At 66.3% G+C, this 21,570-nt stretch carries 17 protein-coding genes; 7 read left to right on the top strand and 10 right to left on the bottom strand.

What is annotated here, in order from left to right:
* Window positions 1–1,026 carry a leucine-rich repeat domain-containing protein gene (locus AC3RCJ_RS10700; protein WP_492962529.1) on the top strand — a complete coding sequence of 342 codons (1,026 nt, stop codon included), beginning with the start codon at window positions 1–3 and terminating at the stop codon, window positions 1,024–1,026.
* 15 nt (window positions 1,027–1,041) lie between these two features.
* Here AC3RCJ_RS10700 and AC3RCJ_RS10695 read toward each other — a convergent pair whose 3' ends face one another.
* The gene (locus AC3RCJ_RS10695) at window positions 1,042–2,076 is read right to left on the bottom strand and encodes a hypothetical protein (protein WP_492962531.1); all 1,035 of its coding nucleotides are present in this window, start codon (window positions 2,074–2,076) and stop codon (window positions 1,042–1,044) included.
* 142 nt (window positions 2,077–2,218) lie between these two features.
* On the opposite strand from AC3RCJ_RS10695, the gene AC3RCJ_RS10690 reads away from it, so the two are divergent.
* Window positions 2,219–2,959 carry an alpha/beta fold hydrolase gene (locus AC3RCJ_RS10690; RefSeq protein ID WP_492962533.1) on the top strand — a complete coding sequence of 247 codons (741 nt, stop codon included), beginning with the start codon at window positions 2,219–2,221 and terminating at the stop codon, window positions 2,957–2,959.
* Here AC3RCJ_RS10690 and AC3RCJ_RS10685 read toward each other — a convergent pair.
* From AC3RCJ_RS10685 to AC3RCJ_RS10670, 4 genes are all read right to left on the bottom strand, one after another.
* Window positions 2,936–3,301 (bottom strand): hypothetical protein, encoded by a 366-nt coding sequence (locus AC3RCJ_RS10685; protein ID WP_492962535.1) that lies wholly within the window; start codon window positions 3,299–3,301, stop codon window positions 2,936–2,938. The two genes, AC3RCJ_RS10690 and AC3RCJ_RS10685, sit on opposite strands and share 24 nt — an antisense overlap.
* Window positions 3,298–3,687, bottom strand: a complete 390-nt coding sequence (locus tag AC3RCJ_RS10680; RefSeq protein ID WP_492962537.1) for a hypothetical protein — start codon at window positions 3,685–3,687, stop codon at window positions 3,298–3,300. Before AC3RCJ_RS10680 ends, AC3RCJ_RS10685 begins: the two co-directional genes overlap by 4 nt.
* A 209-nt stretch (window positions 3,688–3,896) precedes the next feature.
* Complete coding sequence (gene htpG, locus AC3RCJ_RS10675; RefSeq protein ID WP_492962539.1) at window positions 3,897–5,816, bottom strand: molecular chaperone HtpG; 1,920 nt, start codon at window positions 5,814–5,816, stop codon at window positions 3,897–3,899.
* An 89-nt stretch (window positions 5,817–5,905) separates the two neighbouring features.
* Window positions 5,906–7,345 carry an aminotransferase-like domain-containing protein gene (locus AC3RCJ_RS10670; RefSeq protein ID WP_492962541.1) on the bottom strand — a complete coding sequence of 480 codons (1,440 nt, stop codon included), beginning with the start codon at window positions 7,343–7,345 and terminating at the stop codon, window positions 5,906–5,908.
* Window positions 7,346–7,471: 126 nt separating this feature from the next.
* Between AC3RCJ_RS10670 and AC3RCJ_RS10665 the strand changes: the two genes are divergently transcribed.
* The 3 genes from AC3RCJ_RS10665 to AC3RCJ_RS10655 all read left to right on the top strand — a co-directional run bounded on the left by AC3RCJ_RS10665 (window position 7,472) and on the right by AC3RCJ_RS10655 (window position 11,721).
* Window positions 7,472–8,389: a DMT family transporter gene (locus AC3RCJ_RS10665; RefSeq protein ID WP_492962543.1), complete on the top strand. Its 918-nt coding sequence runs from the start codon at window positions 7,472–7,474 to the stop codon at window positions 8,387–8,389.
* 233 nt (window positions 8,390–8,622) lie between these two features.
* The gene (locus AC3RCJ_RS10660) at window positions 8,623–9,816 is read left to right on the top strand and encodes an aminotransferase-like domain-containing protein (protein ID WP_492962545.1); all 1,194 of its coding nucleotides are present in this window, start codon (window positions 8,623–8,625) and stop codon (window positions 9,814–9,816) included.
* A 546-nt stretch (window positions 9,817–10,362) separates the two neighbouring features.
* On the top strand, window positions 10,363–11,721 hold the full coding sequence (locus AC3RCJ_RS10655) for a diguanylate cyclase domain-containing protein (protein WP_492962547.1): 1,359 nt from the start codon (window positions 10,363–10,365) through the stop codon (window positions 11,719–11,721).
* Window positions 11,722–11,824: 103 nt separating this feature from the next.
* On the opposite strand, the gene AC3RCJ_RS10650 is transcribed toward AC3RCJ_RS10655, so the two are convergent.
* The 5 genes from AC3RCJ_RS10650 to AC3RCJ_RS10630 form a co-directional block, all read right to left on the bottom strand.
* Window positions 11,825–14,065 carry a TonB-dependent hemoglobin/transferrin/lactoferrin family receptor gene (locus AC3RCJ_RS10650; RefSeq protein ID WP_492962549.1) on the bottom strand — a complete coding sequence of 747 codons (2,241 nt, stop codon included), beginning with the start codon at window positions 14,063–14,065 and terminating at the stop codon, window positions 11,825–11,827.
* 287 nt (window positions 14,066–14,352) lie between these two features.
* Window positions 14,353–15,930 (bottom strand): FGGY-family carbohydrate kinase, encoded by a 1,578-nt coding sequence (locus AC3RCJ_RS10645; protein ID WP_492962551.1) that lies wholly within the window; start codon window positions 15,928–15,930, stop codon window positions 14,353–14,355.
* A gap of 3 nt (window positions 15,931–15,933) precedes the next feature.
* The gene (locus tag AC3RCJ_RS10640; protein ID WP_492962553.1) at window positions 15,934–16,239 is read right to left on the bottom strand and encodes a hypothetical protein; all 306 of its coding nucleotides are present in this window, start codon (window positions 16,237–16,239) and stop codon (window positions 15,934–15,936) included.
* 46 nt (window positions 16,240–16,285) lie between these two features.
* Entirely contained in the window at window positions 16,286–17,854 is a 1,569-nt protein-coding gene (locus tag AC3RCJ_RS10635) for a glycerol-3-phosphate dehydrogenase/oxidase (protein WP_492962555.1), read from the bottom strand.
* Window positions 17,851–19,467, bottom strand: a complete 1,617-nt coding sequence (locus AC3RCJ_RS10630; protein ID WP_492962557.1) for an FAD-binding oxidoreductase — start codon at window positions 19,465–19,467, stop codon at window positions 17,851–17,853. The genes AC3RCJ_RS10635 and AC3RCJ_RS10630 overlap by 4 nt, the downstream gene beginning before the upstream one ends.
* A 116-nt stretch (window positions 19,468–19,583) precedes the next feature.
* On the opposite strand from AC3RCJ_RS10630, the gene AC3RCJ_RS10625 reads away from it, so the two are divergent.
* On the top strand, window positions 19,584–20,660 hold the full coding sequence (locus AC3RCJ_RS10625) for an AraC family transcriptional regulator (protein ID WP_492962559.1): 1,077 nt from the start codon (window positions 19,584–19,586) through the stop codon (window positions 20,658–20,660).
* A 105-nt stretch (window positions 20,661–20,765) separates the two neighbouring features.
* Complete coding sequence (locus AC3RCJ_RS10620) at window positions 20,766–21,548, top strand: 3-hydroxybutyrate dehydrogenase (protein ID WP_492962561.1); 783 nt, start codon at window positions 20,766–20,768, stop codon at window positions 21,546–21,548.
* The last annotated feature ends 22 nt before the right edge of the window (window positions 21,549–21,570 follow it).

Genomic DNA, 21,570 nt, shown 5'->3' with positions numbered 1-21,570 from the left:
ATGACGCAAGCAAGACAGCCGCAGCGCATCCACAATCCGTCCAGCATCGACGCGGCCGCCCTGCGCGCCGCCATCGCCGCCGACGGCAAGGTGATCGTGCAGTTTGGCGAACACTTTGCGCCGGAACCGCTGCTGGCGGACCTCGACGCGCTGGCGGCCACCTGCGGCGCGGCGCTGGAAATCCGCTTCTTCGGCTATCACTTCACGCCGTTCGACGCGGCCATCCTGCGCGCCCTGCCGCATGCGGCCAACCTGTCGCTCGACTGCCATACGAGTGCTGTCAATCTACGGCACCTGGGCGAGCTGCGGCACCTGCAGCGCTTGCAGCTGGGCGCCTACGAGATGCAGGAACACGACATCCTGGCGCTGGAGAACCTGCGCACGCTGCAGTATCTGAGCCTGGGCGAGACGCGCAAGGCCAACATCGACCTGGCGCCGCTGCGGCACTGGCCGCGACTGGCGCAGCTGCATACCACGGGCCACGTGAAAAACATCGCCGCCATCACGGCCCTGCCGGCGCTGACCAAGCTGTCGCTGTCGCAAATCAAGAGCAAGGACGCCGTCGATTTCATCAGCGCCATGCCGGCGCTGACGCGGCTGCGCTTCATCCTGGGCGGACGTACTTCGATCGCCCACGTCACGGCACCGCTGCTGGAAGAACTCGAAGTGGTGCGCGTGCGGGGGCTGGAAGATCTGGGCGACCTTGGCCGCTTTCCCCGGCTGCGGCGCCTGTCGGTGGAAGACCAGATCAAGCTTGCGGAGCTGCGGCTGGGTGAAAATACCGCGCTGGCATGGCTGGTCCTGCGCAACTGCAAGACGCTGGAACGCCTGGCGGGCATCGCTCCCCTGCCCGCACTGAACAACCTGGCCGTGTACCTGACCCAGCTCGACATCGACGCGCTGCTGGCCGGCGGCTTGCCGGCGGCCCTAAAACACCTGACCCTGGCGACCGGGAAAAGAAAGCGCGATGAAGAGATCGAGGCGCAACTGGCAGCACTGGGCTACGCCAAGGCGCGCTTTGATTGACTGCGGTTGCTGAGGTCAGCGGCCCGCCGCCAGCCTGCGCTGCCACAGCGCCACGTCGATCATCACGCCGTCGGCGCCCGTATTGCGGATGTACACGCGGTAGCTGCCCTGCCCCATGTCGCCATCGAGGTAGGCGGTGCGCTCGTTGCGCTGCAAGCGGGCGCCCTTGGCCAGCTGGCGGTAGCGCTCGACCACGGCGTCAAAGCTGGCATAGCTGCGCAGCGCCACTTCCAGGTCGCGCGGCGGGCGGCCTTCGGCCTGGTCCAGCACATTGTTCTGCCTCTTGCCCCGGAGCGTGAGCGGATAGGCAAACACGCCCGCGCCGGCCGACGTCAGCACCGTGGATTTATCGAGCAGCAGCGGCAACAGCGCCGGTGGATAGGCGGGCGGCAGCTGGGCGCGATTCCAGCCCGGCAGCGCCGGCTGCGCCAGCACATATTCGACGCTGGCGATCTTCTGCCCATCGGCGCCCGCCTCCTTGTCGGCCGCGATCAGCGCCAGCATGGGCGGCAGCTGTCGGGCCCAGGCCAGCAGGGGTGCCGCCTCGCCGGTCAGCATGCCCTTGCGGTGGAACACCGTCAGCACGGCATTCGGATCGGCATTGCATACCTTGGCCAGCGGCCGTCCCTCCAGGCGGCAATGGCCGTTGACGAGGCCAAAGGCGACGATGGCGCCGCGCCTGTCGAGCAGCATGGCGCCCCGCTCGCGGCCCTGCTTGCGGTCATTCATCGACGCCAGCAGCTGGCGGCCATCGGGCAGCACGCTGCGGGTGGCATCGCGCTTTTCGCTGATCGCTTCGAGCGCCTGCTCCAGCAGCAGTTCATCATCCTCCGTGTAGCTGCCGCGCGCATAGCCGAAGAAATCGAACAGCGCGGCGCGCACCTGCGCATCGTCGCTCAGGCGCGGCAAGGGACCGCCGGCCAAGAGCGACGACAGGCTTTTCCCCGCTGGCGCCGGCGCCGCCGTGGCCCAGGCGGGCGGGGAAAGAATGCTGGCGGCGGCCAGCAAGGCGCCGCCCAGGGAACGGTAGTTTGATAGTTTGATATGCATGTTTCTGTCTGCCCGGGGATACGGCCGTTATTCCGGCCACGCGTAAGGCGCGGCGCGTCGGCGATTCTAGCATGGCGCCCGGGCCCGCGCCGTGCGGCTGGCGGACGGCGCTTGCGCCGCTGCCGCTGTTATGATGGCGGCGATGACGATACCTTCCCCGGCCCTTCCCGCCCTTGTCCTCCTGCCCGGCATGGATGGCACGGCACGGCTATTCCACCGTTTTGAGGCCGCCTTGCGCGCGCAAAACGCCATCGACACCCAGGCCATCGCCTACCCGGCCGCACCGCTCGATTACGCGGCGCTGCAGGCTTTCGTGCGCGCGCGCTTGCCGCGGGACCGCCCTTTCGTCGTGCTGGCCGAATCGTTTTCGGGACCGCTGGGGGCAGCTTTGCGCGCCGATCCGCCACCCGGCATGCGCGCCCTGGTCCTGTGCTGTTCGTTTGTGTGCAATCCGCGCCAAATGCTGGCGCCGCTGCGCCACCTGCTTGGCCTGGTGCCCTTTGGCGCCATGCCCGGCTTCGCCCTGCGCCAGGCGCTGCTGGCGCCCTGCTCCACGCCGCAACTGCAGGCGGAACTGGCAGCGGCGCTGGCGCAAGTGCCGCCCAGCGTGCTGCGCCAGCGCCTGTGCGCCGTGCTGGAAATACCGGAAAAGGAGGCCTCGCGCAGCTTCGCGCGCGGCAGCCTGCCCGTGCTGTATCTGCGCGCCCGCCACGATCGCCTGGTGCCGCCGGCGAACGCGCTGCAGATACTGCGGCTGGCACCGGGCGCGCAACTGGTCGACATCGCCGCGCCACACATGCTGCTGCAGGCGGCGCCGGAAGCGGCCGCCAGCGCCGTCGCCGCTTTTCTTGATGGCCTGTCAGCCGCGCAGGTATCCGCTTAAACGCGCGCCGGCCAGCACGGCCAGCCAGCTCAAGCCGCCCGCCAGCACGCTGAAGTAGATGGCCCGCAGCGGATGCTGGGGCAACAAATACGCGAGCACGGCCGCGCCCAGCAAGGCGCACAGCGCAGGCTTCCACCTGCCGGGCGGCAGCAGCGCCAGCAGCAGATTCGTGCCCGCATACACATAAAACACCAGCAGCAGGGCAAGGCCGCCTGCCACGCCGCGCGAGCCAAGGCTGCCGAACAGCTGCGTGTACAAATAAAACCCCAGCCAGCTCAATGCGATAAACAGCAGGCAGCCCAGCGCATGCGCGCCCAGGCCCGCCATCAGGCGAATTTTCACGGTTGCTTGAGTACAGGAATGAAGCGGTGGCCGCAGGCATGGCACATGAAGGTACGCGCATACTTGTCTTGCAAGGCGGCGGCCTCCTTGTCCCAATTGGCGACGAAGGACGTTTGCGACAAGGCGACGGAGACGACACCCCCTGCCACGAAGATCCAGAACAGGCCATTTGCGCCGGCCTGGTAAAAGACGACGGCGGCGATGATAAACATGATCACGCCCAGCACGATCAGCCCCACCTTCTGGTGGGTCTGCATCGTCGGCCCGGCGGCCTGGCGCGACAACAAGGTCTGGCTGCGCGTATGCGCATGACCGTGGATGAAATCACCATCGATCCTGCCCGAGATATGGGTAGAGGTGCCGGAAATGCCGGAAGCATGCACCATGGAGAGGCGTTGAATGTTGGAACTGTCACATGCCGGGCAATGCGCCATTACTATTTCCATAAAATAAAGTAATCGCGCACTGTAGCATAAAAAAAGCCGGCCCTTTCACGAAGAAAGGGCCGGCTTCATTGCATCAGTCGCCGCTGCGGCTGTCGGATTACGCTTGGCCTCGGCGGCCCCGCAAATCCGACCTCCCTACATTGCAGCGATTACTTCGCCGTATTGAGCAGCAACTCGTTCAGGCGTTTGACGAAACTGGCCGGGTCGGCCAGCGAGCCGCCTTCGGCCAGCATGGCCTGGTCGAACAGGATGTTGGCCCAGTCGCCGAACTTGCCGCCTTCCGCGTCCTCGTATTTCAGACGCGTCACCAGCGGGTGGTTCGGGTTGATTTCCAGGATCGGCTTCGATTCCGGCGCGCTCTGTCCAGCAGCTTTGAGCATGCGCAGCAGGTTGCCCGACAATTCGTTTTCATCGGCCACCAGGCAGGCTGGCGAATCGGTCAGGCGGAACGTTACGCGCACGTCCTTGGCCTTGTCGGCCAGCGCCGCCTTCATCTTGCCCACCAGGTCGGCGTACGAGGTTTCCGTTTCTGCGTGCTCTTTCTTTTCCGCTTCGTCTTCCAGCGCACCCAGGTCCAGGCCGCCCTTGGCGACGGAGACCAGTTCCTTGCCTTCGAAATCCTGCAGGAAAGACAACATCCATTCATCGACGCGGTCCGTCAGCAGCAGCACTTCGACACCTTTCTTGCGGAAGATTTCCAGGTGCGGGCTGTTCTTGGCGGCGGCGTAGTTGTCGGCCGTGACGTAATAGATCTTGTCCTGGCCTTCCTTCATGCGCGCCACGTAGTCGGCGAACGAGGTGATCTGCTCGTCGCTGTCGTTGGCCGTCGAGGCAAAGCGCAGCAGCTTGGCCAGGCGTTCCTTGTTGGCCGCGTCCTCGCCGATGCCCTCTTTCAGCACCTGGCCGAATTCCTTCCAGAAGACGGCGTACTTGTCTTTCTTGTCTTGCTCGTCCGCGTTCGCCAGCTCTTCCAGCATGCCCAGCACGCGCTTGGTCGAGCCTTCGCGGATGACTTTCACGTCGCGCGATTCCTGCAGGATTTCGCGCGACACGTTCAGCGGCAAATCGGCCGAATCGATGATCCCGCGCACGAAGCGCAGATAGGTCGGCATCAGCTGCTCGGCATCGTCCATGATGAAGACGCGCTTGACGTACAGCTTGATGCCGCCGCGCTTGTTGCGGTCCCACATGTCGAACGGCGCCTTGGCCGGGATGTACAGCAGCTGCGTGTATTCGCTGCGGCCTTCCACGCGGTTGTGCGTGTGCGTGAGCGGCGACTGGAAGTCGTGCGACACGTGTTTGTAGAATTCGTCGTACTGTTCCGGCGTGATGTCGGCCTTGTTGCGGGCCCACAGGGCGCTGGCCTGGTTGACGGTTTCGAATTCGTCTTTCAGGACGGTTTCTTTTTTCTCTTCGTCCCACTCTTCCTTCCGCATCACGATGGGCAGCGAGATATGGTCCGAGTATTTGCGGATGATGGACTTGATCTTCCAGCTTGACAGCAATTCGTCCTCGCCTTCGCGCAGGTGCAGGATGATGTCCGTGCCGCGCGACGGCTTGTCGATCGATTCGATGCTGTAATCGCCTTCGCCGGCCGACTCCCAGCGCACGCCGTCAAGAGCGTCCACGCCGGCGCGGCGCGTTTCGACCGTGATCTTGTCGGCGACGATGAAGCCCGAATAGAAGCCCACGCCGAACTGGCCGATCAGGGCCGCGTCCTGCTGCTGGTCGCCCGACAGCTTGCCGAAGAATTCCTTGGTGCCCGACTTGGCGATGGTGCCCAGGTGCGAGATCGCCTCGTCGCGGGTCATGCCGATGCCGTTGTCGGAAATGGTGATGGTGCGCGCATCCTTGTCGAAGCTGACCTTGATCTTCAATTCGTGATCGTTGCCGTACAGGGCATCGTTATCGATCGCTTCGAAGCGCAATTTGTCGGCCGCGTCGGACGCGTTCGAAATCAGTTCGCGCAGGAAGATTTCCTTGTTCGAGTACAGGGAATGGATCATCAGGTGCAGCATCTGCTTCACTTCGGTCTGAAAACCCAGGGTTTGCTTTTCGGAGACAGCCATTTTTACCTCATAGTCTTGTGGATGGGACGGATTTGATGAAGTTGGGGATTATATAAGCGATTTCAAGGGCTCCCGTTTCAGGCCGCGCCTTATCCCAGCGCGCGGCCGAAAAAGTCCCAGACCCGCTCGTCCTGCACCGTGGCCAGGTTCAGGCGCATGCGGGTCGACGGCAGCTGGCGCGGCGAAAACAGGCTGCCCGGTCCCAGCACCAGGCCTTCGGCCAGCGCCTTCTCGGCCAGCACATTCGTGTCGCAGCCCGCATCGGCCCAGATGAACATGCCGGCCGGCGCGGGATCGAAGCGCAGGCCGGCCTGCTCGGCGCGGCGGTACGTGCCCTCGCGCACCTTGTCGAGCCGGGCGCGCAGGCGCTCCGCATGCTTGCGGTACAGGCCCTGCGAGAGGATCTTGTACACGACCCGCTCGCCGATGTCGCTGGTGGTCAGCGTGGCCAGCATCTTGCGGTCGGCCAGGCGCTGCGCCCATTCGGGCGACGTGGCGATGAAGCCCACGCGCAGATTGGCCGACAGGCTCTTGGAAAAGCCGCCCAGGTAAATCACGCGGCGCAGCTGGTCCAGCGCGGCCAGGCGCGTGGCCGCCTGCACGCTGCCGCCCGGATGCATGTCGCAATAGATATCGTCCTCGACCACCAGGAAATCGTGCTGCTCGGCCAGGCGCAGCACCTGGAAAGCCTTGGCCGCCGACAGCGAGCCGGAACCGGGGTTGTGCAGCACCGAATTGATCACGTACAGCTTGGGCCGGTGCAGCGCGGCCATCTCGGCCAGCACGGCGATGTCGGGACCGTCGCCCAGGCGGGGCACGCCGACCACCTTCATGCCCATGGCGGCGAAGGCGCCAAACATCAGCCAATAGGCGGGGTCGTCGACCAGGATGGTGTCGCCGGGACGCGTGAATTCGCGCGCCACCAGATCCAGCGCCTGCATCACGCCCACCGTGGTGACAATCTGCTCGGGCGGGCAGGCGATTTCCAGGCCGGCCAGTTTCATCTGCAACTGTTGCCGCAAAGGCAAGAAGCCCTGCGGCGCGCCATAGCTGAGCATGTGCGCGCTTGGCTGGCGGCTGACGTCGCGCAAGGCGCGCGCCACCAGTTCGCCATCGAGCCATTCGGGCGGCAGCATGCCGGAACCGGGCGCCGGATGGGGCGGCGTCTGGCGGAACATATTGCGGATCAGCCAGACGACGTCGAACTTTTGCGCGCCCGCCTGCTCCGTTGCGCCAGGCGCCAACGGCATGGCCGTATTCAGCGGCGAGCGTTCACGCACGAAAAAGCCGGCGCCGCGCCGCGATTCCAGATAGTCGCGCGCCACCAGCTTGTCGTAGCTGGCCACCACCGTGGCGCACGACACCTGCAGGCTGGCCGCGAACTGGCGGATCGACGGCATGCGCGCACCGCCGCGCAGCAGCTTGTCGTCGATGCGCGCCGCCACCGAGCGGACGATCTGGTCGATCAGGGTTTCGCCCGAGGCGCGCGACAGCAAGGGCAGCGGTGGCGCTGCGGGTGTATGACTCATATGACCATTACAGTATGTGAAATTATGCGATGAAGTGTATTTGTACTGTACTGCTATTCGCGCCTAGGATAACAGCATGGAACACACAAATCCATGCCTTCCCTTACCCTATGCACCAGGAAACCCATGTCTTCACCTTCGAGTACCGCCTCCTCCACCGCCCACCCGCCCCGCCTCGGCGACGACCGCAAGGGCTTGCTGCTGGGCCTGATCGCCGTCGTCCTGTTCAGCCTGACCCTGCCTTTTACGCGCCTGGCGGTGGCCGAACTCGACCCCACGTTTGTCGCCCTGGGCCGCGCGCTGGTGGCCGCCGGCCTGGCGGGACTGTGGCTGTGGCTGCAGCGCGCGCCGCTGCCGCGGCGCGAACAATGGCTGCCGCTGGCGCTGGTGGCGCTGGGCTGCGTGGTGGGTTTTCCCTGGCTGACCTCGATCGCCATGCGCAGCCTGCCCGCCTCGCACGGCGCCGTGCTGGTCGGCATCCTGCCGCTGGCGACGGCCGTGTTTGCCGTCCTGCGCGGCAAGGAGCGCCCCTCCGTGGGTTTCTGGCTGATGGCGCTGGCCGGCACGGCGCTGGTGGTGCTGTTCGCCCTGCGCCAGGGCGGCGGCAGCTTTCACCTGGCCGACGTGCTGATGTTCGCCGCCGTGCTGCTGGGCGCGCTCGGTTACGCGGAAGGCGGACGTTTGTCGCAAAGCATGCCCGGCCAGCACGTGATCAGCTGGGCGCTGGTGCTGGCGGCGCCGTTCGTGCTCCCCGTCGTGCTATGGAACGCATGGCCGCAGCGCGCACTGATGGCCCAGGCCGGCCCGGCCGCGTGGCTGGCGTTCGCCTACATCTCCGTCTTTTCCATGTTTATCGGCTTCTTCTTCTGGTACCGGGGCATGGCGCTGGGCGGCGTGGCCCGCGTGGGACAGACGCAGCTGCTGCAGCCCTTCCTCACCCTGCTGGGCGCCGCCGTGCTGCTGAACGAGCCCTTGACCCGCTCCAGCCTGCTGTTTGCCGGCGCCGTGATCGCCGTCGTCGCCATCGGACGCAAGCTCAAGTGACGCCCGTTTGCAACGTTGCCGCGCACACGAAGTGGGCACAGCCGCTGGTAAGTCGTACAATACCGCAGCACTTTGCCGGGCAGGCCAGGCTTGCCATACAAAATGCGGACAAGTCGTTTCCCGTCCATTAAGCGATTTCGGGCGGTGCCTATCCGGTGCCGCTTTTTCAGGAACCGCCACAAGCGGACCATAAAAACCAGCCGGCGCAGCTCGGCATCTTCTGTGAGACTCGTATGAAAATTGAAAATCCGAATCCGATCCAATGGCGCTTTGCCGAACGCGCGGAACAGCTGCAAAGCTCGTTCATCCGCGAAATCCTGAAGATCACGCAGCGCCCTGAAATCATTTCGTTTGCCGGCGGCCTGCCGTCGCCCGCCACCTTCCCCGTCGAGGAAATGAAGACGGCCTTCGACAAGGTCCTGTCGAACAATGGCAAGGTCGCCCTGCAGTACGGCCCCACCGACGGCTACCTGCCGCTGCGCCAGTGGATCGCCGACTCGCTCTCCAGCAATGGCAGCGTCATCCTGCCGGAACAGGTCCTGATGACGTCCGGCTCGCAGCAGGCGCTGGACTTGCTGGGCAAGGTGCTGATCGACGAAGGCAGCCGCGTGCTGGTGGAAACGCCCAGCTACCTGGGCGCCCTGCAGGCGTTCTCCGTCTACCGCCCCGCATTCGTGTCCGTCGATACCGATGACGAGGGCCTGGTGCCGTCGTCGATCGACCCGGTCGCCGACGGCGCGCGCCTGTTGTACGCGCTGCCGAACTTCCAGAACCCGACCGGGCGCAGCCTGTCCGTGGCGCGCCGCGTGGAACTGGTGGAAACCTGCGCCCGCCACGGCCTGCCGCTGATCGAGGATGACCCGTACGGCGCCCTCAGCTACAGCGGCGAGCCGTATCCGAAGATGATCAACATGAATCCGGACGGCGTCATCTACATGGGCTCGTTCTCGAAAGTGCTCACACCCGGCATCCGCCTCGGCTACGTGGTGGCGCCGATGCCGCTGGTGCGCCGCCTGGAACTGGCCAAGCAGGCGGCCGACCTGCACACCTCGCAGCTGACGCAGATGGTCGTGCACGAAGTGATCAAGGACGGCTTCCTGGAGCGGCACATCCCCAGCATCCGCAGCCTGTACGGCAACCAGTGCCAGGCCATGCTGTCGGCCCTGGAAGAGCACTTCCCGGCCGGCGTCACCTGGACGAAGCCGGAAGGCGGCATGTTCATCTGGGTCACGCTGCCCAAGCACATCGATGCGATGAAACTGCTCGATGAGGCGATCGCCAACAAGGTCGCCTTCGTGCCGGGCGCGCCGTTCTATGCGAACACGCCGGACACGCACACCTTGCGCCTGTCCTTCGTGACGGTGCCGCCGGAACGCATCCGCGAGGGCATCGCCATCCTCGGCAAGCTGATCGCCGCCAAGGTGTAAGCTCCCCTCATGCGCCCCGCCTGCCGCGGGGCGCACTGCCGTCAGGCACGCCCCCTCCAAAAACAGTCTTTACGGTAACAACTACGTGTATTTATTTTTAAAAATACCATAAATACAACATTTTACCCCCTCGCAGACCATCAATTTTTCACCCAACAAATTGGCAAAGCGGTATGATTCGCCCAAAGCGTGAGTTTTGAATCGGGTCAGCCTTTGACTGCACGTGTACATGCGCTGATGGTCCGCAGTCTGCGGCCAGGGCAACACTCCCGGCGCCACCAGCCCGACCGCCCATGCGCGGCGGCCACGGCCTGTCGGGCTTCGGCATCACCGAAAGTGCAACAAAACGCTGGCCTGGAGCTTATCTCGGCAGGGAGTGTCTTCTGCAGGCAGCGCATCACGAGCGCGGACGGGGCGTGAGTAGCACGCGTGGCAAGCCACGCGACGACGCTCGACGCAGTTCCCGCTTGCGAGGGCGCCAGCAAGAGGCGTATTCGGTTGCCGAGACAGGCTCCCAGCGCAGCACATCCGAAAAGGCCGGTAGCAATGAGTCCAGGCAGTGTGGGGTTTTCCCAGCGGCGTGAAGCCGCCATATTGATTGTTGATGATGCGCCGGCCAACCTTGAGCTGCTGCGCAAGCTCATGAGCGAACAGGGTTATCAAACCTATGTCGCCACGTCCGGCGAGCGGGCGCTGGCGATCGCCCAGCGCGCGCATCCGGACCTGATCCTGCTCGACGTGCTGATGCCCGACATGGATGGCATCGAAACCTGCCGCAAGCTCAAGCACAACCCGCTGACGCACAGCATTCCCGTCATCTTCATGAGCGCCAAGACGGACACGGACGACGTGGTGGCCGGCTTCGACGTGGGTGCCGTCGACTACATCAGCAAGCCCTTGCGCATGGCAGAAGTGTGCGCCAGGGTACGTGCCCAGCTGCAAATCCGCAGCAACAATGAAACCCAGCAGGAACAGGCCGAGCGCCTGCGCACCATCGTCAACAACATGGCCGAAGGCTTGCTGATCATCGAGGCCGATGGACGCATCCAGTACACCAATCCCGCCTGCGACCAGTACCTGGGCTACCGCGAGAACGAACTGGCCGGGCGCTCCATCGGCGAACTGCTCAGCCCCCTGGTGACGCAGGAATACCTCGACTACTTTGCCATGTACGCGGCCAAGCCGGAAACGGCGCACAACCACGGCACGCGCGAAGTGGCGATCCGCCACCGCAATGGCGAGGCGCTGAGCATGGACCTGACCCTGACACCCATGTACCTGCGCCAGCCCCTGTACATCGGCCTGCTGCACGACATCACGCACCACAAGCAGTCGGAAGACGCGCTGCAGCGGGCCGCCTACCTGGACCCGCTGACCAAGATCGCCAACCGCCGCCATTTCGACAGCTTCCTGGAGAAGGAGTGGCAGCGCGCCGTGCGCGGCGGCAGCGCGCTGTCGCTGGTAGTGCTCGATGTCGACCATTTCAAGCTGTACAACGACAGCCTGGGCCATCCGGCCGGCGACACCTGCCTGCAGCAAGTGGCGCAAGCCATCGCCTCGCATGCCTGCCGCTCGGGCGACCTGGCGGCCCGCTACGGCGGCGAGGAATTCGTCTTGCTGTTCGCCGACACGGATGCCGACAGCGCGCTGTCCCTGGCCGAGGCGATCCGTGCCCACATCGAGCAATTGCAGCTGCCGCATCCGCGCTCGGGCACCTCGCCGTGGATCACCGTCAGCATCGGCGTGGCGACCATCCACCCGCACCAGCTGGACGACCGTGCGGCGCTGTTTGTCGCCGCCGACCGCGCGCTGTACGTGGCCAAGGAAGGGGGACGCAACCAAGTGCGCGCCACCCACTCGGGCAGCACGGCCTGGGAAACAGTCAAGGCATTGGTGTTACGTTAAGGTTTGAAATTCAGCGCAACACCCAGCGAACATAGCGTAGGCCCACGCCCGACGCCAAGGCACTCCGGGCCAAGCATCTCCGGCCCGCCGTTTTCCGCAGTGGTCAGAATTTTCTGGACACGCTCAGCTTCGCGTTGCGTCCCACGCCGGTGACCGCCTCGCTCAGGTAGGGCATGTAGTTGCGGTTGAAGATATTGTCGACCGTCAGGCGCACTTCCGTGCCGCGCCACACACCCTGCCTGCCATTCCATGACGCGAACAGCGCGTGCAGCGCATAGCCCTTCGACGGCGGCAGCCGGTACACGCTGCCCACGGGCAGCACGCGCTCCTGCTTCGCCACGAAGCGGCCCTGCCAGCCGACGCTGGCACCCAGGTCGGGGAAGCGCCAGCCCAGGCCCGCCATCAGCTTGTCCGGCGCGATGGTCGACACGGGTTCGTCCGCGCCCCACGGGTCGCGCTGCGACCCCGTGCGGGTGCCGCGCTGCTTCGACAGCGAAGCGCTGGCAAACAGGCGCGGCGTGTTGTAATAGGACTCCACTTCCACCCCCTGCGTCTGGAAACCGGCCAGGTTGCGGTAGTCGGACAGCGCCGGCGGCACCTTGCCCGATCCCGGCTCGTAGCCTTCGACCAGCACGCCCAGGCGCGGGCCGATATTGTCGCTGACACGGTTGCGGTAGACCGTCAGGCGCAGCTGCGCGTCGTCGCGCGCCATGAACAGGTTCTGGCGGTGCAGCATGACACCCGCGCGCACGGCCGTCACGCGCTCGACAGCCAGGTTGCGGCTGGTGCCAGGCGTCGATGAACCGAGGCGCGGCGACACATAGTATTCATTCGAATACATCTCGTCGATGGTGGGCGCGCGCCAGGTGCGGCTCAAGTCGCCGAACAAGGCCAGCGTGCTGGACGCCTTCCAGAACAGCCCCAGGCGGGGCGACCAGTCCGCGTGCGTCTTTTCGCTGAAGTCGTGGCCGGCGGCCGGCAGCGGGCTGTTGTAGCGCGAGGCCTTGTTCGGCACGCCCTCGGAAACGACGCGATCGTGGCGCAGCGCCGCCGTCAGGGTCAGGTCGCCATACGTCATCGCATCCTGCAGGTACAGGCCCGTGGTTTCCTGGCGCCCGGCCGGCATGTAGTAGGGCTGGAAGTAGCCGTAGTTGTAGCTGGGGTCCTTCAATGCCGTCGACAACGGGTAGTACATCAGGGTGTCGCGCACGTTCTTGTGCCATTGCAGGCCCGTTTGCAGCACGTGCGACACGGCGCCCGTCGCAAACGCGCTCTCGTTGCGCACCTCCGCGATGCGGTCCACGTACGAGGCCCAGCTCTCGTTGCCCAGCGATCCCAGGTAGGAACCCTGCGAGGCGGACGGCAGCCGCGCGTCATGCTGGTCCGTGTGCGAATAGCCGGCGCTGGCCGTCAGTTTGACCCATGGATTATGTTGCGGCGCATACTGCCATTTCACGGAATAGGTGTCGTCATTCTGGTCGCGGTAGACGGCCTTGCGCTGCCACGCTTCATCCAGCCCGTATTTTTTGATTTCCGCCTCGGTCGGCGTGGGCACGTCCTCGCCCATGGCGGCGAACGGCCCCCAGCCCGAGCTGCCGCTCTTCATCGCCGTCAGGGTCAGGAGCTGCTCCGGCGTCAGGCGGATATTCAGCTTGGCCAGGCTCGAGGGCGCGTCGATGGCGGAAAAGCGGAAGGGCTTGCCGTCGGGCTTGCGCAAATCGTCGGACTTGCGCTGCGTGGTGAAGGCCATGGCGTCGAAGCGGCCGTCTTGCGTGCGGCCGTAGACGGCCACGGTGGCGTCGTTTTCCGCATTGTTCGAGTGGCGCGAGTACTTGAGCATGGCGCCCACGCTCTCGCCGCCTTCCAGCAAGTCTTGCGCATCCTTGGTCTCGACCGTGATGACGCCGCCGAAGCCGCCATTGCCGTACAGGCTGGTATGCGCGCCCTTGTTCACTTCGATCTGCTTGATCAGTTCCGGCTCGATGAAGATGGAACCCTGGCGGTATTTCTCGAAGCCCTTGGGCACGCCGTCGAGGATGACCTTCACGTCCTGCACCTTGTTAAAGCCCCAGATGTTGAGGCTCTGGCCGCTGGGACGGGCCGTGCCGGCCAGGTCCACGCCAGGCAGGGTGTCGAGCAAGGACGCGACATTGTCGGCCTGCTGGCGTTCGATATCGGCGCTATTGATATACGAGCGGCCGGCCGTGCCGGCGCTGATGGCGTCGCCAAACACGCTGATGGCGGGCATCTGCGTGGCGTTTTCCGGCTTGGCGGCATCGTCCGCCCATGCCTGGCCCGGCGTGCCGCCCAAGGCCAGCGCCAGCGCGGCGGCCAGCGGGGTCATGGCGCCTGCGCGCACTCTTGCATACATTGCTTTCCTGCTACTGGACTTCATTGCTTTCCTTGCCTGGTTCATCAAACTTCCGGAATGGGAAAACGCAGGGCAGAGGGAACAGGCTGGGCACGATCAAGCGGCGGCATTGAAGGAAGCGTTGCGGCACCCTGCCCGCGCGGACGCGCCCCGGCACATGGCCGCGGCGCAAGGCACATCACCGTGGATGTTGCCTCAGTGAAATGCGAACCACATCATATATCAGATGAGAATGATTCGCAATATCATTCATCATCCAGCTACTGTGGATAGCCGGTGATGTCGGCGATCTCGCGGTACAGCGGCTGCAGCCGCGCATACATTTTCTGGTACACGCGCCGGTACAGTTGCTCATAGATCCTGCTGTGCCCGGGATGCGGCTGGAATACCCTGCCCGCGCGCGTCATCGCTTGCACGGCGGCGGGAAAATCCGCATGCAGGCCCAGTCCCACGGCGGCGGCGATGGCCGCGCCCAGGCCCGAACTTTCATACACGTGGGCGCGCGCGGCGGGCAGGCCGAAAATGTCGGCCGTCAGCTGCATGGCCGCATCGCTTTGCGAGCCGCCGCCGGCGATGCGCAGCTGCGTGATGGCGATGCCGCTGCGCCGCTCGATGCGCTCCTTGCCTTCGCGCAGCGCATACGCGAGGCCCTCGAGGATGGCGCGGTACATGTGCGCGCGCGTATGCACGTCGCCAAAGCCGATCATGGCGCCCTTCGCTTCCGGCCCCGGCACCTTGATGCCCGGGCTCCAGTACGGCTGCAGCATCAGGCCCATGGAACCGGGCGGCACGGCCTCGACCAGGCGGTCGAACAGCGCCTCGGCGGACAAGCCCGTGCCATCCTCGGCCGCCGCCGCCCGTTCGCGGTCGCCGAACTGCTCCTTGAACCAGTTGACCATCCAGTAGCCGCGGAAGATCTGCACTTCCGTGCTGTAGGCGCCCGGCATGGCGGCCGGGTACGGAGGGATAAAACGCGTCACTTCCACGTACTTGCGGTTGGTCGTGTTGATGGTGGCGGTGGTGCCGTAGCTCAGGCACGCCACGTGCGGCTCGACGCAGCCGGCGCCCAGCACTTCGCAGGCCTTGTCGGCGGCGGCGGCCAGCAGCGGCGTGCCCTCGGGAATGCCGGTCGCCTGCGCGGCGGCAGCCGTGATGGCGCCCATCACGGTGCCCGGCGCCACCAGCTCGGGCAGCATGGAAGGCTTCACCGCAAGGGCCTGCCACTTCCAGTCGAAGCGCCCGGCCCAGGCGTGGCGCTTGTAGTCGAACGGAATATACGCCACCTGCGAGCCGGTCGAATCGATATATTTTCCGCACAGGCGGTGGTTCAGAAAGCCCGACAGCAGCAGGAATTTGTGCGTGCCGCGCCAGATATCGGGCTGGTGCGCGGCAATCCAGTTGATCTCCGCCTCGCGCCGGAAATACGTGATCGTGCCATCGACGCGCGCGGCGCGGAAGGCGGCGCGCCACCAGGGCGCCAGCGGCGGAATCTGGCGCGTGCTGCGCTGGTCCAGCCAGGTGATGGCGGGCCGCAAGGGCCGGCCATCCTTGTCCACGTTGACCACCGTGCCGCGCTGCGTGGTCACCGCCACGCCCTTCACGCTGGCTTTGTCTATCGGCGTGCCGCGCCACAGCTGCTGGCAAGCCTCGCACACGGCCTGCCAGTAGCCGTCGGCGTCGTGCTCGGCCCAGCCGGGATGGTCGGAAAAATACGGTTCCAGGAACACCTGCGCCTTGGCCGCCAGGTTGCCCTGCAAGTCGAACAGCAGCGCGCGCACGCTTTGCGTGCCATTGTCGATGGAGAGGATATACGGGCCATGGCCGGACGGGCTGCGCATGGCTTATCCCGCGCGGGCCAGCGCGGCGCGCAGCGCCAGCAGCAGCGCCTGCGGCTCCTTTTCCGGCAGCGCGCTGAACACGGGCGCCTCCCAGTCCTGGCCGCGCACCGTCACCACGCGCAGCCGGCCCTGTTCGCTCCAGGCCGGATACCAGCCCACGTCGACGATGTCGCCATTCGGGCAAACGATCTGCAGCAGGTCTTCCCCCAGGTCGTCGGCAAGGGCCGCCACGGGCTGCGCCAGGTCAAGCTGCGACAGGCTGTCATAGGTAATGCGGGCGCCGCCCAGTTCCAGCACTTCGCCAAACACGATGGTGTCGATGATGCTCTCCTCTTTTATCGTTTTTATCGTTGCGTCACTCGCCCTGCGGCACGCTGTAATGGCTGCGCCACAGGGCCAGGTAGCGCTGCTGCTCCCGCTCCCAGCGCGCATCGTCCCACGCCAGCTCGTCCTGGCAGATGGCGCGCAAGCGCGGCATGATAGCAAGCGCGCCGCCGGCCAGCTGCAAACCGAGGCGCGTGCGCCGCAGCAGCAGGTCTTCCAGGTGCTGCACGTCTTCCGCGCGCGCGCCCCAGCGCAGCTGCGCCCACAGGGTCTGCGTGCCGGGAATCGGCGCCAGCTCGCCGTCGCGGGCGGCATCGCACAGCGCTTGCGCGGCCATGCCATGGCGCCCCTGCAGTCGCGCGCGCTGTTCCCCGTCGAGCGCCAGCGCGCAGCCGGCCAGGGGCGGCACCGGCGCGAAAATCGGCAGCGGGCGCAAGTCCGCCTGCCAGCCTGGCAGCAGCGGCGCGGCCAGGCGCAGCGCGTCGAGCGCGATCACGCGGAAGGTCGTCAGCTTGCCGCCGGCCACCGTCAGCAAGCCGTGCTCCAGCCACAGCGCATGTTCGCGCGCTTCCTTCGACGGGTCAAGCTGGCCGCTGCCGATCACGGGGCGCACGCCGGCAAACGTGGCGATCACGTCGTGTTCGCCCAGCGCCAGGCCGGGGAACTGCCAGCGCAGCGCGGCCAGCAGGTAATCGAGTTCGCCGCGCGTCATCGCCGCCTCGGCATCGAGTCCGCCGCCGTGGTCGACATCGGTGGTGCCCACCAGCGTCACGCCTTCCCACGGATAGGCAAACACGGGGCGGCCATCGTGCGGGTGCATCAGGCTGACGGCCTGCGCCAGCGGCAGGCGCCAGGCGGGCAGCAGCAGGTGGCTGCCGCGCAGGGGACGCAGTTTCGGTTTTGCTCCCACCTGGCCACGCAAGCCGTCGGCCCAGGCGCCGGTGGCGCTGATGACCAGGCGCGCGCGCACGGTGAATGTCGTGCCATCGAGCGCATCGTTCAAGGTGGCGCCGGCGACCTGGCCATTTTCGCGCAGCAGCGATGCCACGCCCAGGTAATTGACGGCCGCGCCGCCATGGCGCCGCGCCTCCTGCAGCACGCGCAGCACCAGGCGCGCATCGTCCGTCTTGGCGTCCTGGTACAGCATGCCGCCGCGCAGGCCGTCGCGCCCCACATGCGGCGCCAGCATGGCGAAGTCCGCGGCGTCCAGATAGCGGCGCGCGCGCTGGCCCGCCATGGCGTCGTAGATGGCCAGGCCCAGCATGAACTGGCGCCGTCCCGGCTTGCGGCCGGCATAGTCGCCGAAGGCAAAGCCCTGCGGCTCGACCAGCCCCGCCGCATCGGTCAACAGGGCTTGCCGCTCGTGCACCGCCTCGCGCGTCAGGCCGAAGCGGCCCTGCTTAAGGTAGCGCAAGCCGCCATGCACGAGTTTCGATGAGCGGCTCGACGTGCCCCAGGCAAAATCGCGCTGCTCCACCAGCAGTGCGTGCAGGCCGCGCCGCGATGCTTCGAGCAGGATGCCGGCGCCCGTGATGCCGCCGCCGACGACCAGCACATCCCAGTCGCGCGCCAGGACGCCAGGCAAGTCCGCCCTGTTCACGATGGCTCCCCAACCTCGGGCAGCAGTTTGCCTGGGTTCATCATGCCTTGCGGGTCGACCTGTCGGAACAGCGCGCGCATGGCCGCGATGCCCAATTCTCCCTTTTCAGCCGTCAGCCACGGCGCGTGGTCGGTGCCCACGCCGTGCTGATGGCTGATGGTGCCGCCGTTGGCGACGATGGCCGCGCCGGCCGCCTCCTTCAGCGAGCGCCAGCGCGCCATGTTTTCCTCATAGGTTGGCGCCAGCCGGTACACATACGTGGTGTAGACGCTGGCGCCCTGCGGGTACAGGTGCGACAGGTGCGTGTAGGCGTGGACTCGCTCGCCGTGCGCGGCCAGCGCGCCGGCGCCCGCCTGCTCCAGCGCCGCCATCATGGGCGTCACGCGCGGCCAGTCAACGGCTGTCTCCACCGTGTCGATCACATAGCCGTGTTCCCAGGCGCCGTTGCGCAGGTAGACGTTGCGAAAGCGCCCCTGCTTCCACTTGTCGCCCATGTGGCGCCCCACGTGCACGCCCTTGTGCCGCCGCGCCAGCGCCAGCGCGGCGCGCAGGGCCGCGCGCGCCGGCTTTTCTTCTCCGCTGACGCCGACCATCAGCATGCATTTGCCGTCGCCGCAGCCGCGCAGCGCCAGGTAGCGCTCCAGCAAGCCCACCAGTTTCCTGTGTCCGGCCAGGGTCAGCATGGTTTGCGTTTCCAGCCCGTTCGACAGGCGCAGCAGGGACAGCGGAATGTCCGAGCGGGCCTGCGCCAGCGCGCGCACGGCCGCCTGCGCCTGCGCCCAGCCGGCGAAGAACACGGCGTGGAACGCTTCATGCGGCGGCAGCGCGGAAATGCGCACGGTCGCCTGCGTCACGATGCCCAGCCGTCCCTCGGACCCCAGCACCATTTCGCGCAGGTCGATGCCGGCCGCCGAAGCGGGAAAGGTGGGGATGGTCAGGGTACCGCACGGCGTTTCCACCACGCCGCCCGCGAACAGCTGCTCGATGCGGCCATAGCGCAGCGATTGCTGGCCCGACGAGCGCGTGGCGATCCAGCCACCCAGGGTCGAATATTCGAACGATTGCGGGTAGTGGCCCAGCGTATAGCCGTGTGCGCGCAGCTGCGCTTCCAGGTCGGGGCCGTACACGCCCGCGCCAAACGTGGCCAGCTGGGCCTCGCGGTCCAGGTGACCCAGCGCGCACAGGCGCGTGAGATTGATCGACAGCACGGGCCGCGGCCCGGCCGCCACCGTCAGATGCCCGGCCACGCTGGTGCCGCCGCCATGCGGGATCACGGCCGCGCAGGCCCGGCGCGCATAGTCGAGCAACTGGCGCACCTGTTGCGCGCTGTCGGGAAAGGCCACGCCATCGGGAACGGCGCCGATGCGGCCATGGCGCAGCTTGAGCCAGTCGGGCAGGCTTTGCCCCAGCGCATTGCGCACGCGCGTGGCAGGCGTCGTGTCGATCAGCGGATGGGGCGCCAGGCGCGTGACGGGAACGGCGGCGCAGGCCGCTTCGAACGTGGCGTCGGCGATGCCGCTGCCCGGCCCCAGCCGTTCGCGCAGGAATGCCAGCGCCTCCTCGCCCAGCACATGGGCGATGCCATCGTCTCCCCAGCCATTCCAGCGTTGCATCGCATCTCCTTTTTTGCATGTCTGCCCGGCTTGCTATCGTTATACTGCACCAGGGGCAGAATATGCCATCGCCACCAACGGGTATTGGTTTTTCATGACAATCGCATTGTTCCATCATGCCAAGCACAGACAGCCATCACACTGAAGGCAGGGTTGCCGGCGCGTATCTGCAACCGTTGCTGGAAGCGGCCGCCGCGCACGCCATCGCCGCCACCGAGCTGGCGCAGGCGGCCGGCCTGCCGCCGCACAGCCTGGACGGACAGCCGGCCGGCGTCAGCGCGCGCGCCTACGTGCGCCTGCTCGACGCCGGCGCGGCACTGGCGGGCGACGCGCACTTCGGGCTGCACGTGGGCCAGCGCGCGCGCATGGGTACGTACAGCGCCTACGGTTTGATACTGCTCAGCTGCAAGAATGTCGGCCAGGCGCTGGAACAGACGGCCCGCTACGAACGGCTGGCGCACGATCTGGGGCGCTCGACCCTGCGGCGCGACGGCGCCGTCGCCCACTACCATTGGAGCAGCCATTTTCCGGACGCCAGCCGCCACCTGGTCGACAGCGTCTTCGCCGGCATTCGCGTCTGCGGCGACTGGCTGGCCGGCATGCCGCTGCCGCCCGCCGGGCTGGCGTTTGCCCACGATGGCGGCGGGCCGCTGCTGCGGCACGCGTCGCACCGCGACGAATATGTGCGCGTGCTGGGCAGCCTGCCCGCCTTTGGCGCCGGCGCCAATACGGCCACGTTCGACGCGCAGCTGCTGGACTGGCCCGTGCCGAACGCCGATGTCAGCCTGTACCCGGTGCTGTGCCAGCATGCGGAACAACTGCTGGCGCGGCGCCATGCCGAGGCGGCCGCGGGAAGCGGCATCGAAGCGCTGGTGCACGCGGCCATCGTGGCGGGCTTGCGCCAGGGCGCGGCGCGCCTGGCCCACGTCGCCACGGAGCTGGCGTTCACGCCGCGCACCTTGCAGCGCAAGCTGGCCGAGGCGGGCACCAGCTTCCAGGCCGTGCTGGACCAGGCGCGCTACGGCCTGGCGCGCGACTACCTGCGCCAGCCCAGCCTGTCGCTGGTCGACGTCGCCTTCCTGCTCGGCTACCAGGAACAAAGCGCGTTCAACCATGCGTTCCGCACCTGGGCCGGCACCAATCCGGGCGCCTGGCGCCTGCAGCAATTGCAGGAGCCGCACGCGCCCCTGTAACGGCAATTCCTGTGCGTGCGCAAGCCATGCCTGCGCGGTTTTCTGGCTATACTGGCACAGTCACGACTCCCACGATCACTCCAACCCGCAATGCAAAGGATTAATATGCAACTCAAAGACAAAGTCGCACTGATTACCGGCGCCGCCAGTGGTATCGGCAAGGAAATGGCCATCGAATACGCGAAACAGGGCGCCAAGGTCGTCATCGCCGACCTGGCACTGGACGCGGCCAGCAAGACAGCCGAGGAAATCAAGCAATCGGGCGGCCAGGCGTTTGCCGTCGCCATGGATGTGTCCAGCGAAGAACAGGTCGACAAGGGCGTGGCGGACGCCGCCGCCCACTTCGGCGGCATTGACATTCTGATCAGCAACGCCGGCATCCAGATCATCAGCCCCGTCGTCGACTATCCGTTCGAGCAATGGAAGAAGATGCTGGCCATCCATATGGACGGCGCCTTCCTCACCACGCGCGCCTGCATGCGCGAAATGATCAAGGCCGGCCGCGGCGGCGCCATCATCTACATGGGTTCCGTGCACTCGCACGAAGGCTCGCCGTTCAAGAGCGCCTACGTGGCCGCCAAGCACGGCCTGCTGGGCCTGGCCAAGGTGGTGGCCAAGGAAGGTGCGAAGGACCATATCCGCGCCAACGTCATCTGCCCCGGCTTCGTGCGCACGCCGCTGGTCGACAAGCAGATCCCCGAACAGGCGGCCCAGCTGAACATCAGCGAGGAAGACGTGATCAAGAAAGTCATGCTGAAGGACACCATCGACGGCGAATTCACCACCACGCAGGACGTGGCGCAAACGGCCGTGTTCCTGGCCGCCTTCCCGTCGACGGCACTGAGCGGCCAGTCCATCGTCGTCAGCCACGGCTGGCACATGCAGTAAGAGTGACGCCCGCCCACATCGG

The organism is Janthinobacterium sp. GW822-FHT07H11 (assembly GCF_058798615.1).
This window is presented reverse-complemented; position numbering and strand designations above follow the sequence as displayed.

Excerpts from the sequence above, each read along its gene's own strand:
- AC3RCJ_RS10680 (WP_492962537.1), bottom strand. The coding sequence starts at position 3,687 with ATGGTGCATGCTTCCGGCATTTCCGGCACCTCTACCCATATCTCGGGC.
- AC3RCJ_RS10630 (WP_492962557.1), bottom strand. The coding sequence starts at position 19,467 with ATGCAACGCTGGAATGGCTGGGGAGACGATGGCATCGCCCATGTGCTG.
- AC3RCJ_RS10695 (WP_492962531.1), bottom strand. The coding sequence starts at position 2,076 with ATGCATATCAAACTATCAAACTACCGTTCCCTGGGCGGCGCCTTGCTG.
- AC3RCJ_RS10665 (WP_492962543.1), top strand. The coding sequence starts at position 7,472 with ATGTCTTCACCTTCGAGTACCGCCTCCTCCACCGCCCACCCGCCCCGC.
- AC3RCJ_RS10625 (WP_492962559.1), top strand. The coding sequence starts at position 19,584 with ATGCCAAGCACAGACAGCCATCACACTGAAGGCAGGGTTGCCGGCGCG.
- AC3RCJ_RS10620 (WP_492962561.1), top strand. The coding sequence starts at position 20,766 with ATGCAACTCAAAGACAAAGTCGCACTGATTACCGGCGCCGCCAGTGGT.
- htpG (WP_492962539.1), bottom strand. The coding sequence starts at position 5,816 with ATGGCTGTCTCCGAAAAGCAAACCCTGGGTTTTCAGACCGAAGTGAAG.
- AC3RCJ_RS10655 (WP_492962547.1), top strand. The coding sequence starts at position 10,363 with ATGAGTCCAGGCAGTGTGGGGTTTTCCCAGCGGCGTGAAGCCGCCATA.
- AC3RCJ_RS10660 (WP_492962545.1), top strand. The coding sequence starts at position 8,623 with ATGAAAATTGAAAATCCGAATCCGATCCAATGGCGCTTTGCCGAACGC.
- AC3RCJ_RS10670 (WP_492962541.1), bottom strand. The coding sequence starts at position 7,345 with ATGAGTCATACACCCGCAGCGCCACCGCTGCCCTTGCTGTCGCGCGCC.
- AC3RCJ_RS10650 (WP_492962549.1), bottom strand. The coding sequence starts at position 14,065 with ATGACCCCGCTGGCCGCCGCGCTGGCGCTGGCCTTGGGCGGCACGCCG.
- AC3RCJ_RS10690 (WP_492962533.1), top strand. The coding sequence starts at position 2,219 with ATGACGATACCTTCCCCGGCCCTTCCCGCCCTTGTCCTCCTGCCCGGC.
- AC3RCJ_RS10700 (WP_492962529.1), top strand. The coding sequence starts at position 1 with ATGACGCAAGCAAGACAGCCGCAGCGCATCCACAATCCGTCCAGCATC.
- AC3RCJ_RS10645 (WP_492962551.1), bottom strand. The coding sequence starts at position 15,930 with ATGCGCAGCCCGTCCGGCCATGGCCCGTATATCCTCTCCATCGACAAT.